General features: G+C 38.2%; 14 protein-coding genes. 3 read left to right on the top strand and 11 right to left on the bottom strand.

Going from position 1 to position 14650, the window contains the following annotated elements; all coding sequences use genetic code 11:
• The first annotated feature begins 111 nt into the window (after positions 1-111).
• A complete protein-coding gene (locus ACST15_RS03670) occupies positions 112-3351 on the top strand; it encodes a T9SS type A sorting domain-containing protein (RefSeq protein WP_459453293.1) in 3240 nt (1079 codons plus the stop codon).
• 79 nt (positions 3352-3430) lie between these two features.
• Here ACST15_RS03670 and ACST15_RS03665 read toward each other — a convergent pair whose 3' ends face one another.
• From ACST15_RS03665 to ACST15_RS03630, 8 genes are all read right to left on the bottom strand, one after another.
• On the bottom strand, positions 3431-4204 hold the full coding sequence (locus tag ACST15_RS03665; RefSeq protein ID WP_459453292.1) for an SDR family NAD(P)-dependent oxidoreductase: 774 nt from the start codon (positions 4202-4204) through the stop codon (positions 3431-3433).
• Between the two features lie 68 nt (positions 4205-4272).
• The gene (locus ACST15_RS03660) at positions 4273-5967 is read right to left on the bottom strand and encodes a tetratricopeptide repeat protein (protein ID WP_459453291.1); all 1695 of its coding nucleotides are present in this window, start codon (positions 5965-5967) and stop codon (positions 4273-4275) included.
• Between the two features lie 160 nt (positions 5968-6127).
• The gene (locus ACST15_RS03655) at positions 6128-7072 is read right to left on the bottom strand and encodes a PstS family phosphate ABC transporter substrate-binding protein (RefSeq protein ID WP_459453290.1); all 945 of its coding nucleotides are present in this window, start codon (positions 7070-7072) and stop codon (positions 6128-6130) included.
• A complete protein-coding gene (locus ACST15_RS03650; protein ID WP_459453289.1) occupies positions 7062-7304 on the bottom strand; it encodes a hypothetical protein in 243 nt (80 codons plus the stop codon). The genes ACST15_RS03655 and ACST15_RS03650 overlap by 11 nt, the downstream gene beginning before the upstream one ends.
• Before the next feature lie 80 nt (positions 7305-7384).
• Complete coding sequence (locus ACST15_RS03645; protein WP_459453288.1) at positions 7385-8050, bottom strand: energy transducer TonB; 666 nt, start codon at positions 8048-8050, stop codon at positions 7385-7387.
• A 200-nt stretch (positions 8051-8250) separates the two neighbouring features.
• Positions 8251-8766: an ExbD/TolR family protein gene (locus tag ACST15_RS03640; RefSeq protein WP_109324017.1), complete on the bottom strand. Its 516-nt coding sequence runs from the start codon at positions 8764-8766 to the stop codon at positions 8251-8253.
• A gap of 24 nt (positions 8767-8790) precedes the next feature.
• Positions 8791-9396, bottom strand: a complete 606-nt coding sequence (locus ACST15_RS03635; RefSeq protein WP_459453287.1) for an ExbD/TolR family protein — start codon at positions 9394-9396, stop codon at positions 8791-8793.
• 73 nt (positions 9397-9469) lie between these two features.
• Positions 9470-10306: a MotA/TolQ/ExbB proton channel family protein gene (locus ACST15_RS03630; protein ID WP_459453286.1), complete on the bottom strand. Its 837-nt coding sequence runs from the start codon at positions 10304-10306 to the stop codon at positions 9470-9472.
• 354 nt (positions 10307-10660) lie between these two features.
• Between ACST15_RS03630 and ACST15_RS03625 the strand changes: the two genes are divergently transcribed.
• A complete protein-coding gene (locus ACST15_RS03625) occupies positions 10661-10990 on the top strand; it encodes a DciA family protein (RefSeq protein WP_459453285.1) in 330 nt (109 codons plus the stop codon).
• On the opposite strand, the gene ACST15_RS03620 is transcribed toward ACST15_RS03625, so the two are convergent.
• From ACST15_RS03620 to ACST15_RS03610, 3 genes are read right to left on the bottom strand one after another with little or no spacing between them, the layout of a single operon-like run.
• Positions 10968-12137 (bottom strand): glycosyltransferase family 87 protein, encoded by a 1170-nt coding sequence (locus ACST15_RS03620; protein WP_459453284.1) that lies wholly within the window; start codon positions 12135-12137, stop codon positions 10968-10970. The two genes, ACST15_RS03625 and ACST15_RS03620, sit on opposite strands and share 23 nt — an antisense overlap.
• Positions 12127-12921: a polysaccharide deacetylase family protein gene (locus ACST15_RS03615; RefSeq protein ID WP_459453283.1), complete on the bottom strand. Its 795-nt coding sequence runs from the start codon at positions 12919-12921 to the stop codon at positions 12127-12129. The genes ACST15_RS03620 and ACST15_RS03615 overlap by 11 nt, the downstream gene beginning before the upstream one ends.
• Positions 12918-13628, bottom strand: a complete 711-nt coding sequence (locus ACST15_RS03610; protein WP_459453282.1) for a glycosyltransferase family 2 protein — start codon at positions 13626-13628, stop codon at positions 12918-12920. The genes ACST15_RS03615 and ACST15_RS03610 overlap by 4 nt, the downstream gene beginning before the upstream one ends.
• Before the next feature lie 119 nt (positions 13629-13747).
• Here ACST15_RS03610 and ACST15_RS03605 point away from each other — a divergent pair, with 119 nt between their 5' ends.
• Positions 13748-14644, top strand: a complete 897-nt coding sequence (locus ACST15_RS03605; protein ID WP_459453281.1) for a S66 peptidase family protein — start codon at positions 13748-13750, stop codon at positions 14642-14644.
• Positions 14645-14650: the final 6 nt, after the last annotated feature.

Genomic DNA, 14650 nt, shown 5'->3' with positions numbered 1-14650 from the left:
CTTGCGTATTTTTTTTGCCAAGGATTTTATAATTCCATGGACTAAGGCCATCTAGGCTTTATCGCTTCAGATTAATTCAACTGTTTTGAACTCAACCATGATGAGTTCAAAATGAAAAGGTACTTTATTCTTATCCTATATTGGTTCATTGTTTGGGAAACATGTGGCCAATGTCCTATTATTCAAACCCAACCTTCTTCTCAAACAGATTGTGAAGGAAATAGTATCCGAATGATCGTAAAAAGCGATGGGGATACCTTTCAATGGGAAAAGAAAAGGCCCAATGACAGCCAATTCACCGCAATTTCTGGGGCTAGTAGTGCCAATTATCAAATCAATCCTAGTGGAGGTACTCTTCATCCTTCTGGTACCCTATATCGCGTAAAGGTAAGCAAGAAATCATGCCAGGTTTATTCTCAAGAAGCAAGCATAAGCTTACACAGCATAACATCTATCCTTAACCCAAGTATTTGCGAAAGAGGCAACGGGACCTTAAGTCCACAGATCCCTAGCTCCTCTTTAAGTCAGGTTCAACAATACCAATGGACGCGTTCAATTAATGGAGGTCCATTTGAAGATCTGGTGGATGACGCTAATTTCAGTGGAACCAAGACGAAAGACCTTGTGATTTCTAAGGCCCAAATGGCATGGAATAGTCAAAAAATTAAAGTTCGAATTCATTTTGCGATCAGTGCCAATAATGATAATGACGGCTCCATTAATAATGAAAATCAAACCCCTACTTGCCCTAGAACTTCATCAGAAGTAAGCTTACAAATAAAAAATGCACCTATTCCCTCGCATGCTTCCAATCTTTATAAAGGTTGTGTCGATAGCCCTGTAGCCGTTAATTCAACAGGTTGCTCCCCTTACAGTACCTTTTGGTACAATGAACAAGGACAAAAAATAGGAGAAGGTGCTCGAATTATCATACCAAGTGTGGATAAATCACCCCAGCTATTTAAAGCTACTTGTTTTAAAAATGGCTGTGAGAGTCTTGCATCTACGGGTACCTATGCTCAAGGATTCCCTATTCCTGAGGCTCCGCGAAATCTTGGGACACCATCTCAAGTATGTAGTGGCACTCCGATTACCTTCAAAGCTTCCGGCGGAAGTAATAATTTATGGTACCTCAATTCCTCAGACAAAAGTCCAATAAGCACAGCTACCACTATTCTTGTATCTCAAACAACAAATACTGGCCAAGAGAACCTAGAGATTACTCGATGGGTTTCTCAAAAAATCAATGAATGCGAAAGTCCCAAAACAGTAATTCGAGTGAATATTGCCCCAGCTCTGGTAGCAGATGCAGGTGAAAACAAACATATAAAAGGTGATGAATTATATGATACTAAACAATATTCTACGGCGATTCGAGGCAATCCTCCTTATATTTTTAGTTGGTCTACCAGCAATAATACACCGTCGAGTGGCTTACTTGAAAGTAATCCCATCTTTGGCCCATTTCGCTCTTCAGGTTTTGTTACCGTCCAAATCAAAGATCAATCGAATTGTATTGCCAAAGACTCCGTTTACATTCAATGGGAAAATCAAGTCATTAGTCTTCCAAAAGATAGCCTCATCACTCCTACTCTTCCCTCAGATAGTACAACGATAGTCCTCCCTGAACAAAATATAGACCCAAAGGATCCTAGCAATCCTATTTCAGAGGAGAAAATGGACGAAAATTTGGAGCCTCCAATCCCAGTTTGGCATGAGATTTCTTATACCATGGAGCCATTGTGCCAACAGGATGCTTACAAAATACAGGTCCAAGGCTGCCCGGGAAATGTCATGTATTTTAATCAATATGGGCCAGAACAAATGCGTGCACAGGGTGCCGAATGGATTGTAGATGCCCGTTATGAACTTTTTGTCCAAATCCGCTGCTCTGACCCCAATAGTAATACCATTAACGTAAGAATCCCCGTCTTAAAAAAACCTAGTATTCCGATTATCAAAAATTTTGATGCCTATGTTTGTCAAGGCCAAATAGCTCAGATTGAAATTGATCATTTGTACAAAAATCAATTCATTGGCTGGGAAAAGGAAGGCCATTTTTTTTCGGAAGCCTTTATTTTACATCAAGAATTAGAACAAGGACAATACCAGGCAATTATTCAGAAAGGAACTTGCTTTTACCGAAGTGAGCCAATAGATCTCATCGTCCGAATTGCCCCACCTGCTACCCAAATTATTGCTACTAAAATATCGCTTTGCCTTCAAGATACAAGTCTCTTGTCCATAAGTCAGGATTATCCTCATGTCCGATGGAAAAATGGCGAAAGAAATAAAAGTATTAGTTTTCTAGCCCAAAAACCTGGCCCATTTGAATTCCAAGTTCAAATTAGTCAAGACCAACAATGTTGGTCTGATTGGTCAGACCCTTTTCAAATTATGGTACATGAAAACCCCAAGCCACCAAGCATTTTAGCATCTCCATCCTTGGGATTTTGTCAAGGTGATTCCATTCAACTACAAGTACCTTCCCATTTCACTAACTATCAATGGAATACAGGTAATTCATTGCCAATAAACGAGGTACGTAAACCTGGATGGTATTGGCTGAAAGTACAAAATCAATTTGGGTGTTGGTCCATCCCAAGTGATTCTGTACATACCTATTTTTATCCAGAAGAACCTAGCCCTATTATACAGGCGATACCCTCTAGGCAATTTTGTTCTGGGGAAAGCATTGAATTAATAAGTAGTACAGCTCATGCCTATAAGTGGAAAAATGGTGATACAAGCGATCGAATTAAAATCACTGACTCTGGAAGTTATTGGCTAAAAACCCGCAATCAATATGGATGCTGGTCAAATAGAAGTGAAGAAATTCAAACTTACCGAAGAGAAAACCCATTAATACCCGCCATTAAAAAGAACGGGGTTTATTTCCTTGAGGCTATCAATATTGATCAGCCAGACCGCTATGAATGGAAAAAAGATCAACAACTTTTACACGATTTCGCTTCCATCATAAAAGCACGAGAAGCGGGGCTTTATGAGGTTAGGGCACTAAAACAATTTGACCTTTCAGCGACAAAAAGCATCATTTGCTATTCTCCCTTTCAAAAAATCAGTATGACCATACCCGAATTTTTTCAAGGATTTTCGGTATTTCCCAATCCTAATAAAAATGGATTATTACAATTAGAACTACTGGAAGATATCTCCGATGCCTCGGCTTATATTTTCGATTTCTTAGGAAATGAAATCATTGCTTACCAACTTCCAGCAAGCTCACAACCGATTACGGTACAACTACCTAAAATTCCTGCTGGAACCTATATATTAAGAATCATTGCCCCAAATTTCAGTAAAGATAAATTAATCATTATTAGTCCTTAATCATCCACCAACATGCCCATAAAATATGCGTGGCCCCTCAGGGGCCACGCATAATCTAATTCACTAGATGAATATGAACCTATTCATAAATTCCTTTAGCTACTTTCTCGCTTAAGGATTTAGGCATCAACCACGCTAAAGTGGCACCCAGTTTATTGATAAAACCTGTAATTACCTCAGGCTTATGGGCAAATAAGCCTTCCACAGCCAGACGAGCTACATCCTTGGGCGTCATGACAACCTTTTCTGCTGCCTTTCTAGCCTTAGCCTGTAAATTAGCTCGGTCATTGAAATTCGTAGAAGTGGCGCCTGGGCTAACCACAGTAACTTGAATTCCTTTAGATTTCCATTCATGGTATAAGCCACGAGAAAAATTTAACACAAATACCTTACTGGCGGCATACAAGCTCATCAAAGGAATAGCTTGGTAAGCCGTGGAGCTTGCAATATTTAATATATAGGCTTGGCCCTTACCTTGTAATAGTGGGAAAAATCGATAACATGCTTCCGTCAATGCATTCATATTAACCTGCATCATTTGTTGATTTTCTTCCCAAGAATAAGATTCAAAAGCACCCACTAAACCATAGCCTGCATTATTGACTAATATCCGTACATCAACTTGTTTTTCTAGTACCCATTCATAGAGCTGAGACAAAGCACCAGTCTGAGATAAATCCAATGGCAAATAATCAACATCGAGGGAAAATTTCGACTTGATTTCATCGCTAACTTGATGTAGCTCTTGGGCATTTCGGGCTATTAACAATAAATGATATCCTCTGGCAGCTAATTCCAAAGCTATTTCTTTTCCTATTCCCTTGCTAGCGCCGGTAACAATTGCGTATGACATAATGTGTTTAAATTAATTGTTGATCGTGTTAAAAATAAAAAGCTGCATGAAGCAGCTTTTTATTTCATTTATTTCTTCGGTGCGGCAGCTGGTGCAGCTGGAGCAGGATTGAAATAGGCTTTAATATCTGGATCATCTGGTTTGATCTCCTGAGCTTTTGTAAATAACTCTTTTACTTTAGCTTCATCTTTGGTAACCGATAAATGATAACCACCTAAGAATTTAAGTGCCTCAAATAATTGGTTTTTATCTTCTTTGTACTGAGTACTTTTTTCAGCTTTTTGTTGCTCTACTGAAGCTAAAAACTTCTCGTAGTAAGGAGCACCTAACCATTTAGTACCTGTGTAGTCGATGAAGTTATTGGCACGAGCACGATTAATATAGAATGGGGGCCATTTGTCATTAATCTCAATCGCTTTAGCAAACATTGAATCAGCTCTCATAGCCATAGCCGGACGACCTAATGTATCTGCACGATCCATGTAAGCAGAAGTCAAATAAAGATCCATAGCAACTTTAAAATAATCACCAGAACCTACAGTTTGATTTTTCTTCTTCTTCCAATCGATACTTCCTAATCCTGCCTTAGCAGCATCTGCATATCTTTTTTGCTTGTAACGAACATCGTGGATGATAGAATACACATTGTTATTAGTATCTAATGGAGCAGCTCTCTCAAGATAAATTAAGGCAATAGAATCTTTACCTAAACCTTGATATCCTTTTCCAAAATACAAATCATCCATAAAATAAGGCTTAACACCCTTTTTCACCATACCATCAAGGTTTTCAATACCTTGTTGGAAATTACCCATTTCCACGTTAGCATATCCACGCATACGGTAAATGTCATTGTCTTTTACCCCTTTCTTGTCAGCCTCATCAGTAAACTTCATAGCTCCTTCATAGTCCTTAGAAAGGAATAATAATTTGGCCGTTTCTAAGGTAACCTCAGGAGTAGCTTCTGCCTTTTCTAAATACTTTCTGAAATAACGAGATGCGTTTTTGTACTGGTTACCTACGATTAAATATTCACCATAACGACGGTGAGCTGGAGCAAAGTTAGAGTCTAAATCAATAGCCTCTTTGTAACGAGCTTGTGTTTCTTTGTAGTTTTTACCACGTAAATACACAGTACCAATCTTCACTTTTGCCTTAACATTTCTAGGATCTTGCAATAAAGCTTGCTCATAAGCGGTAACAGCATTACCACCATCATTCTTAATTAAGTAAGCATCTCCTTTAACAATGTATTGCGCCGGGCTAGGTACCTTTTTCGTTTTCTCTTGAATTAAATCAATCAGACGAATAGCCTCCGCTGGATCATTGTTATTAGCATTGAAGCTATCTTCTTTACCTAAGACATAAAACATCTCGTAAGCCTCAGCGATACGGTGCAATACATCTGGATTTTTTTCTTTGGTCTCTTTGATAATACGATCAAATTCAACCTTGGCTGCAGTCACATTATTTTGACCTACCAAAATAGATGCTAAACCTACTTGATTCAAATAGTTTTTAGGATCAGCTGCTTTACCTTTTTCAAAGGCGGCTTTCGCATTATCCCAATCACGAAGATTCAAGTAATAATAGCCTAGGAAATAGTAGTTCTCACCAGTAGGAGCTGAAGCCACTAAAGATTCAAATACCTGTTTGGCTCTACTTGGCTGATGACGATCTAAAAAATGCAAACCATCTTGGATTGTTTGCCCGAAGGCCACATTGGATACTAATAATCCCAAACCCAGTATCCACGATTTCATTTTCTTCATTGTTAATTTAAATTAATTGCGATTCTTAATAATTATCAGGCCTTAAATTGAAATAATTCAATAAAATATCGTAAAAGTTTAGTTTTTTACGAACTACAAAATTAATTATAATTCTTCAATATTTTATTAGACAATGTCAATTAAATATGTCCTATTGGCTAATTTGATACTGTCTAATCGTGATAGGTCGGGTCAGAGGGATTAATCCAGCCTTCAAAACAATCAGCTGGCCCATATCTCCACACACATAATTAACAAATCCAGTACCCAATCCCATGTGTGACTCTTTCAGAATAATTTTCACATCTCTACGTAACGGGTATTTTTTCAATGCCAAATTATAGCCAAAGGGTTGATAAAAATCCCCCGCATTATGACTATTTTTTTCGCCGACGGACATCACATTGACAGAACGAATAAAACCCAAAGATGTTGGATTATCTCCATCGCTAATCCAATTGGAGCCAATGATTCCAAGGGCATTTTTATGAGATTTAACGTATTCAATAACTGCTTTATTGGAACCTGCAGCAAATATGGGTAGTGGTTTATTGGTATCTAGGCCAAACTTGTCGACCAAAAATTTAATATTACTGGAATTAGCTTTATCTACTACGAGCGCAACTTCACCTCGGATGCCTTTAGCTCCTAAAGACTCCCAAGTTTTATTCTCTCCTGTCAACAATGATTTTAATGCAGGCAAGGCAATTAAGGTATCCACATTTTGAGGATGTACTAACAAAGCAAGCCCATCAGCCGCAAAATTATAACTGCGGTAAGTTACTTTTTCCCTAGTAAATATTTCCTTTTCCTTTTCTGTCAAATCACGGGTAACTACTACAGCACGCACTTTCTCATTCAGCAAATCGGCGATGGCCTCATTTTCTGCATGGAAATCAAAATTAATTTTAGCAAAGTGGTAATTATTTTCAAAGGCGGTTTTTTCAGCCAACAACAAAGGTTGAAATGATTCATCAACAGCTACTGAGATTTCCCCTTGAGCTGGGCCATCAGAAAATTTATTTTCCTTGGATTTGTTACAAGAAAAAATAGGGGCTAATAGTAACAAGCAAAGCCCAATTGATTTAATCTTCATAATTGCCATAATCTGGATCTTTTGTTTCACTAACATATAAAAAAGCACGCCAAATACGAAATAATCCGTACAGCATGAACAATATACCCAACCAAAATGTGGTTGGCATATCCATCAAAATACCTAAATGGAATTCAGACCAGAATCCAATGTAATAGCCTAATAAAAAATAAGCAATTGCGGCAAAAAAACGAAAAAAGACGTTAATCCAAACTGCAACAGGACGTGCCATGATTAAAACGGATAATGGTTAAACAATCAGACCTGCCAAATAAGAAATTTAGCAGGTCTGAAGTATGAATGGAAATTCGATTATTCGGAAAGTACGAATGTAATCGGTTGAGTGAATCGTGAACGTACCGCACGACCTGACTGTTTACCAGGGGTCCATTTAGGTACAGACTTAATTACACGTACCGCTTCTTCGTCGCAACCAAATCCTACAGATTTCAATACAGTAACATCTTGGATAGAACCATCCGTATTAACTACGAATTGAACATATACTTTACCGCCTACGTTAGCACGCTGAGCAGCAGATGGGTACTTTAAGTTTTTCTGCAAGAAACGTCCGAAAGCCGCAGGTCCACCAGGGAATTCTGCTTGTTGCTCTACCGCTGTAAAGATTTCATCTTCAGCAGGTTTTGGCGGCTCAACTGGCTCTTCTTTTCCTTTAGCATCTGGATCCACTGGAGGTTCGTAATTCTCCGTTTCACCTTTTACTGTTTCGTTAGCTGTATTACCACGTACCTCTTCTGGTGGTGGCTCCGGCTTAGTTACCTCTTCATCATGCTTGATTTCAGGAGGTAAGAATTTAGTTGTCGTCACCTTTGGAATTTCTTTTGGTGGTGGCGGCGGTGGTGGCGGTGGCAACTCTACCTTCTTTTGTGGAGGAGGAGTGTCCAATTTCATTACTTCGGCTGTCACCTCTGTTTTCTCAGTATTAGAGGCAGTTAACTGTTTCCAGAATGCTGCCAATAACAATGCACCAACAAAAAGTGCTGAGCCTAGTAATACAGACCGCTTGATGACCTTAGGATACGTCGTCCTTAAAAGAAAAGCACCATACTCACGGTTCTTATCTTTAAAGATAATGTCATCTAATGTAGCATCTTGGCTTATTACTTGTGACATAGTTTATGTTATTTAAAAATTAATTTAAAAGGCTTTCGACCTAATTACTTACCTGAACGTTTGATTAAGGCTTCAGTATCTGGATCAATTTCCAATAGCGCGTAACGCTTATTATTAGTAATTGCACATTCATCCAACATATCTACCATATTACGGTATTTTGCTTTTTTTGTTGGCTTAATTACCAGAGTAAAGTTGCTACCAACTTTAGCCTTCAAATCCGCGATAACTTTACGGATTCCCGTGTCAGAATAATCGGTCACCTCTAACTTGGTGCCTGCTTCAGTTGGGATACCTTGGTAGTAATACACCTTGTTCTCATCTGGACACACAGTAAGTGTTTCAGATAATTTTACAGGTGATGTTTCCTTTGTATCCGTTTTATCAGGCATGTTTAATTGCATGGTAACGGGCTTTGCCAACGTAGTCGTCAACATAAAGAAAGTGATAAGAAGGAAGCCTAAGTCCACCATAGGTGTCATGTCAATTTTGGTTGACATTTTTTTACTTCGCTTCTTCCCGCCTTTCTTACCCCCACCGGAGCTATCTATTTCTGCCATTTCTTTTTCGAATTAGAATGTAAATTATTTTGGTTTATTCTCAGGAGCTGTAATCAACTGGAAGATATTAATGTTCTGAGCTTGTAATGTACCGATAATATCAGCAAATACTTTGTAGCTAGAATTTTGATCTCCTTTGATAGCAACCTTCAACTCTGGATTTGATAATTTCGCGTATCCAACCCAATAGGATAATTCATTATTCGATGAATCAATAGGGATACCCTTAATAAATCCTTTATCCTTAGCTTCTGAAGGTTTCATATTCAACACCTGACGCATCGCACCAGCAGGGTATCCGACGATTTCAGAACTCATGTAGTTCTTCTTCATTTCGCCTGTCAAAGCAACTCCATAGCGATTAGCCATGCGCTCTAACATAAATTCCCTAGCCATTTGATCATCAGTTGCCAAATAAACCCCTCCCTCATTGGAAACACTGATGGTTAACATACCATCCTTCGTATTCAGAGCTTTCTCTGAAATAGATGATGGTGGTGTAATCGTAACTGCCTCTTCTGGACGGAACTTCGCGGTTAACATGAAGAACGTAAGCAGAAGAAAAGCCACGTCACACATCGCTGTCATATCGAGTGAAACACTATGTCGTTTGGCTTTAACTTTTGGCATAACAATTTTTATTTTGAACGGTGAAAAAAATGATAAATCGAAATGAATAACTCATTTCGCATTGGTTCAAATATTAATTGTGATGCGTAGCATAGTTTTGGTTAACGCTCAAACCAATCTCATCAATGCTATAAGTTAACTCATCAATTTTAGATGTGAAAACGTTGTAAGCAATGATACAGATAGCTGAAGTACCAATACCCAATGCAGTATTTACAAGAGCCTCAGAGATACCGTTTGCCAAAGCAGATGCATCTGTTGATCCTCCTGAGTTACCTAATGCAGAGAACGCCTTGATCATACCAACTACCGTTCCTAATAGACCCAATAAAGTTGATACAGACGCTAAAGTTGCAATGATAGTCAAGTTTTTCTCCAACATTGGTAATTCCAATGAAGTAGCTTCTTCTACCTCTTTGCTTAAAGCTGATAATTTTTGCTCTTTATCTAAAGAACCATCAGAAATCAATTGCTTGTACTTCTTAACAGCAGAAAGAGTTACGTTACCTACTGAACCTTTTTGTTTTTCGCAAGCTTTCAAAGCACCTTCAACATCATCTTTATCTAAAGATGCTTGGATACCACGAACGAATGCATTAACATCACCAGTTCCTTTTGCTTTACCAATTGTAACTAAACGCTCAATTGAGAATGTTAAAGCTGTCAAGAAACAAGTCATTAACACGGGCACAATCACACCACCTTTGTACACGATACCAAAGTAATCGCCTGGAATTGGGTGTCCTTCATTGGTTCCACCTTCGAAGTGAGAGCCATCACCCATAATGAATTGGAAAATCAATAATGCAATGACAAATAGGATGACAAGAATTAAACCTGCTGGAATTCCGCCAGATTTTTTTTGGGGTGCAGCTGGCTTAGCAGCTGGCTTTGGTTGTTGTGTACTCATTAGTTTGGTAATTTGGGGTTAAAGAATTATTTAAAAATAAAACTCGCGAAAATACAACGTAGCAGTTTTCATAGATTTCTAAGCGTCCGCTGTTTTTTTCAGTAAAGGCAAAAGTAATGCAATTCTTAATTAATTTTTACACGGGTTTATCTAAAAAGTTCTCATTTTTTTCATATCACCCAAGTGCCTATTGTACTATCCTGATATTTTAAACTAAATATGTCACTTTATTAGGTACTTTTTCGAGAATTAAAAAATTAAAAAAAAATGAAAAAAAATTAATTTAAACCCCAAATTCAATGAAAGTCCCCCATAAAAATTCTAACTTTAAACACTAAAACAACCTTTTATCACATGGATTCTCCCTTTTATCCAAAACGCCTCAAACCCTCTACACGCAAGGAATCTAGTCATTCTTTAAAAGAGGTAATTGAGTCCATGCTCAAGGTGTATCAAATACAGGGGAAATACCAAGAAACGTTCGTTAGTGCACACTGGGAGGAAATCATGGGGAAACCCATTGCTGCCCGTACCCAAAAAGTCTATGTTCACCAACAAAAATTATTTGTTCAAATCAATTCAGCACCTCTTAAAAAGGAGCTGATGATGGCCAAAGAAAAAATGATTGACCTCATCAATAAACACGCTAAATCTGATTTAATTAAGGATGTAGTGTTTCTTTAGGCTCTTGCCTGACTAAATCCCAGACAATTGAGAGCCAAACCATGAATAAAGGCAAAATCATTAAGCCCAAAGGATTTATCCATTCATTTCTCAACCAGGTAGGAAATAAATCCGTTGGTGAAAAACTCGAAATCAACAAAGTAAATACCAATAAGGTCCATCTGGCTTTGCTTTTTTCTCCCAAAACAAACCAAATACCGACCCCTGGAAAGGCCATAATCAGCGTCGGAGATTCTGTACCGGTACTCGCTAACATAAGATAAATGCTCACAAAGGCCACCATCCTCAGCTGAAATGCCAGATCCTTCCATTTGCTTATCTGAAAAAACACCAGCAGATTTACTAGCATAGAGGGTAGTAAAAACCATAAATTGGATAGGCTTCCGTCTCCCGTCCAGCGACGAATCATTCCCATCACGCATACATCTGTACGTAAGTTCTTGATGTCGACATTTAGGTCATTTTTATGTGCCAATACTTCTTTCCAACCCCAATAAGTAGACAAGCCATAATCCCAACCTCCCAAAATCAAGGGGATAATCAAAATCAGTAACATCCAAAAAATCAAATATCCTGCCAAACGAAGCGGATTTTTAGAAAAAAAGAAAAAAGCTAAGCCTACTATTCCGTACAGCTTGATGCAAATTCCCAACACAATCCACAAGGCAGCCCAAGAATCTTGCCCTCGATTGATGCAGATATAGCTCCAAAGAATCAGGGCTATACACAGGGGATGAAATTGCGTATTCAGCAGTGCCGTCATGGTGGAATTCAAGATAATCCAAGCAATAGCCACTCGTTTTTTTTCGTCCAAGGGCAAATTCCAAACTGCCAGAAAAAGCACCAATGCATTGACCATATTCCAAACACTCACACTTACTACCGTAGGTAAAAAGGCAAATGGTGCCATCAAAATGGCGAAAATGGGGCCATATAGATATAAATCGAAGTATTCCTTAGGGTATTCCAAGTACAAAGGTATTCTTTGCAAAAAGTGTCCATAGCTCGATTTGAAAATTATAAAATTGTTGATATGCGAATGAAGCTCTCCTTGGTAATACTGCTTGATGCCTGTAAAAAGACCTGCCAATAACCATAGACCCAATAAAAACTCGTAACGAGCATAAAAAGCTGGCTTATTTTCCATTTTCCAATTGCTTTACAAATTTTTGCATCGTCATGAACTCTCCCAATCCTTCCTTTTGGAGATATAAAATCAACGATTTCAATTTGGCTACTAATTCCCCTTGAGAACCTCGACTCACATGAGCGGGTAAAGGATATTTAGACAAATCCGCAAACTCCCAAGGATGAAAATATAAATTGAGAAAACCATGCTTCTTTAATGTATCCTTACAGAGTTGCTTAAAAACAAACAATGGGAAGTTTTTAAAAGCCAACCAAAACAGTGGTATTCTAAAATTAGGGCTTACTGAAGCAGGTATATTCCAAAGTCCCTTTTCAAAAAATGGTAGCTTCGAAGCTTTTAAATGATTATACCTTCCGGGAATCCAAGTTGGGTTTAACGAAGAATGATATTGGTAGCCCGCTTGTAAAATATCTGCCTCCTCCACATGTTGCATTCTGGCCATTCTAAAACCTATTACTTTTCTAGCACTTAATTCTTCCAAAAGTAAACGGGAAGCCAACAAATCTGTTTTTGGGTCAAACTTACTATGATAAAATCCATGGGACGCCAATTCATGTGAAGCATCAAGATCTTTTATCCACTCTGGATGATGCTGTGCATAAACTCCCGTGCAAAATATGGTGCAGGGCACATGGGTATCTGAAATAACCTGCATGAATTGTTCCAAACCTTTTCTGGATTGAGCCAATTGCTCTTCTAAGCCAATTTCGTAGCCATATTCTAGAGGAATATCACATTCTTCTACATCAATTGTCAAAAGTATGGCTGGGCTTGATTTCATTTAGAGAAGAATCCTCGGATTAAAATGGAGGCAAAATTGATTAATTCCGTAAGTATCGTTTTAGGCTTCATGGTTGAAAAATGAATTCCTTCTCGCACCTGGACATAAATCCACTCCATTTGTATATCTTTTTGTTTGGACACTAATACCAAAAATTCCATATCAAAGAGGAATGCGGCAATCTTAGTTTTCAAAAACAATTCTTTACCCTTGGTATTAAATCCTTTTAGCCCTGATTGTGTGTCCTTCACTTTTAATCCTGGGAAAAACAAATAGTTCATCAATTTTAGGGATAGGGAAAATATTTTTCTCCAAAAGGGTAATTGATCGTAATATTGCTCATCTCGAACACCAACTACAACATCTACCTTACCTTCTGCTAATCTTCGACACATTTCCCAAGCATTCTCCATTTTGTAGGGATAATCTGCATCTGTGTAAATGACTAAATCACCTTGACATTGTTTAATCGCGTGCCTTAAGGCTCCACCCTTTCCTAAATTTTGACTTAATTTAATAAATGTAAAATGAGGGATAGATTCCTGTAATTTCTTAATGTCTTCCTCATACACCCCATGCTTACTCCCATCATCCACCACATAAACAGCTACCATTAGCCCTTGAGGAATTTTTGACATAAAAAGGGCATAATGACCTATCAAATCCTCTGCCCATCCAGCATGAGGATTGTAACATGGATGTACCATGTCTAGGCTTATATTTGTGTTTAAAGTAGTCAAAAAAGGATTCTTTTTGCAATAATACGAAAATTAAACCTTGGGTTGAAAAGAAAAATAATTCATATTTGTCTACCATTCTAATAATTATGAAAACTCCACCTCTATTACATCCTGGCGATGAAGTGATTTTGGTATCCCCTGCGTCTCATCCAAAGAGTGACCAGTGGAAGCAAGGAGTGGAAGTTTTAGAGTCTTGGGGTTTAAAAGTCCGACTAGCGCCGCACGCCCTATCTCATTATTTTGGATTTGGTGGAAGCGACGAAGAAAGACGCAGTGATTTTCAATTGGCTTTGGATGACGCATCCATTAAAGCGATTTTCCCCATACGGGGAGGATATGGTTCTAGTCGCATTATAGATCAATTAAACTTTGATTTATTTGTAAAAAATCCAAAATGGATTGTTGGCTTTTCAGACATTACTGCCATCCTGAATCATGTGGCTAATTTACAAATAGCCAGCATTCATGGACCCATGCCACATAATTTCTGCCAAGTGGGTGGAGATGAGGCTTTGGAAAATCTCCGCACTTTACTTTTTGAAGGAAAAACCCATATCGAGATTGATGCCGAAGCCGATAATAGAATAGGCCAGGCAGAAGCTGTCATAATTGGTGGGAATTTATCACTCATCGTTCACCTCATTGGTAGCACCAGCTTAGCCGAATTCAGCAACAAGATATTATTACTAGAAGATGTCGGTGAAAATTTATACCATATTGACCGCATGGTATTGCAATTAAAAAGAGCTGGATTGTTACACCATTTAGCTGGTTTATTGGTAGGAGGATTTAGTGATTGTAAAGAAGCTGGCCTTAGTGTAGGTAAAAATCTCAATCAAATTATTTTAGACCATACCGCTGGGACTTCATATCCCATTGCATTTGAATTTCCTTCTGGACACATAGCCCAAAATTTTCCCTTGGTATTTGGCAAAAAAATCAAGCTCTTGGTAAATGAAAGCAAAGTCCAACTAACTGATTAAGTTGCA

The sequence above is a fragment of the Aquirufa sp. Wall-65K1 genome, from assembly GCF_054558475.1.
This window is presented reverse-complemented; position numbering and strand designations above follow the sequence as displayed.

Excerpts from the sequence above, each read along its gene's own strand:
- ACST15_RS03620 (WP_459453284.1), bottom strand. The coding sequence starts at position 12,137 with ATGGAAAATAAGCCAGCTTTTTATGCTCGTTACGAGTTTTTATTGGGT.
- ACST15_RS03625 (WP_459453285.1), top strand. The coding sequence starts at position 10,661 with ATGGATTCTCCCTTTTATCCAAAACGCCTCAAACCCTCTACACGCAAG.
- ACST15_RS03630 (WP_459453286.1), bottom strand. The coding sequence starts at position 10,306 with ATGAGTACACAACAACCAAAGCCAGCTGCTAAGCCAGCTGCACCCCAA.
- ACST15_RS03660 (WP_459453291.1), bottom strand. The coding sequence starts at position 5,967 with ATGAAATCGTGGATACTGGGTTTGGGATTATTAGTATCCAATGTGGCC.
- ACST15_RS03635 (WP_459453287.1), bottom strand. The coding sequence starts at position 9,396 with ATGCCAAAAGTTAAAGCCAAACGACATAGTGTTTCACTCGATATGACA.
- ACST15_RS03655 (WP_459453290.1), bottom strand. The coding sequence starts at position 7,072 with ATGAAGATTAAATCAATTGGGCTTTGCTTGTTACTATTAGCCCCTATT.
- ACST15_RS03605 (WP_459453281.1), top strand. The coding sequence starts at position 13,748 with ATGAAAACTCCACCTCTATTACATCCTGGCGATGAAGTGATTTTGGTA.
- ACST15_RS03610 (WP_459453282.1), bottom strand. The coding sequence starts at position 13,628 with ATGGTACATCCATGTTACAATCCTCATGCTGGATGGGCAGAGGATTTG.
- ACST15_RS03650 (WP_459453289.1), bottom strand. The coding sequence starts at position 7,304 with ATGGCACGTCCTGTTGCAGTTTGGATTAACGTCTTTTTTCGTTTTTTT.
- ACST15_RS03640 (WP_109324017.1), bottom strand. The coding sequence starts at position 8,766 with ATGGCAGAAATAGATAGCTCCGGTGGGGGTAAGAAAGGCGGGAAGAAG.
- ACST15_RS03615 (WP_459453283.1), bottom strand. The coding sequence starts at position 12,921 with ATGAAATCAAGCCCAGCCATACTTTTGACAATTGATGTAGAAGAATGT.
- ACST15_RS03670 (WP_459453293.1), top strand. The coding sequence starts at position 112 with ATGAAAAGGTACTTTATTCTTATCCTATATTGGTTCATTGTTTGGGAA.
- ACST15_RS03665 (WP_459453292.1), bottom strand. The coding sequence starts at position 4,204 with ATGTCATACGCAATTGTTACCGGCGCTAGCAAGGGAATAGGAAAAGAA.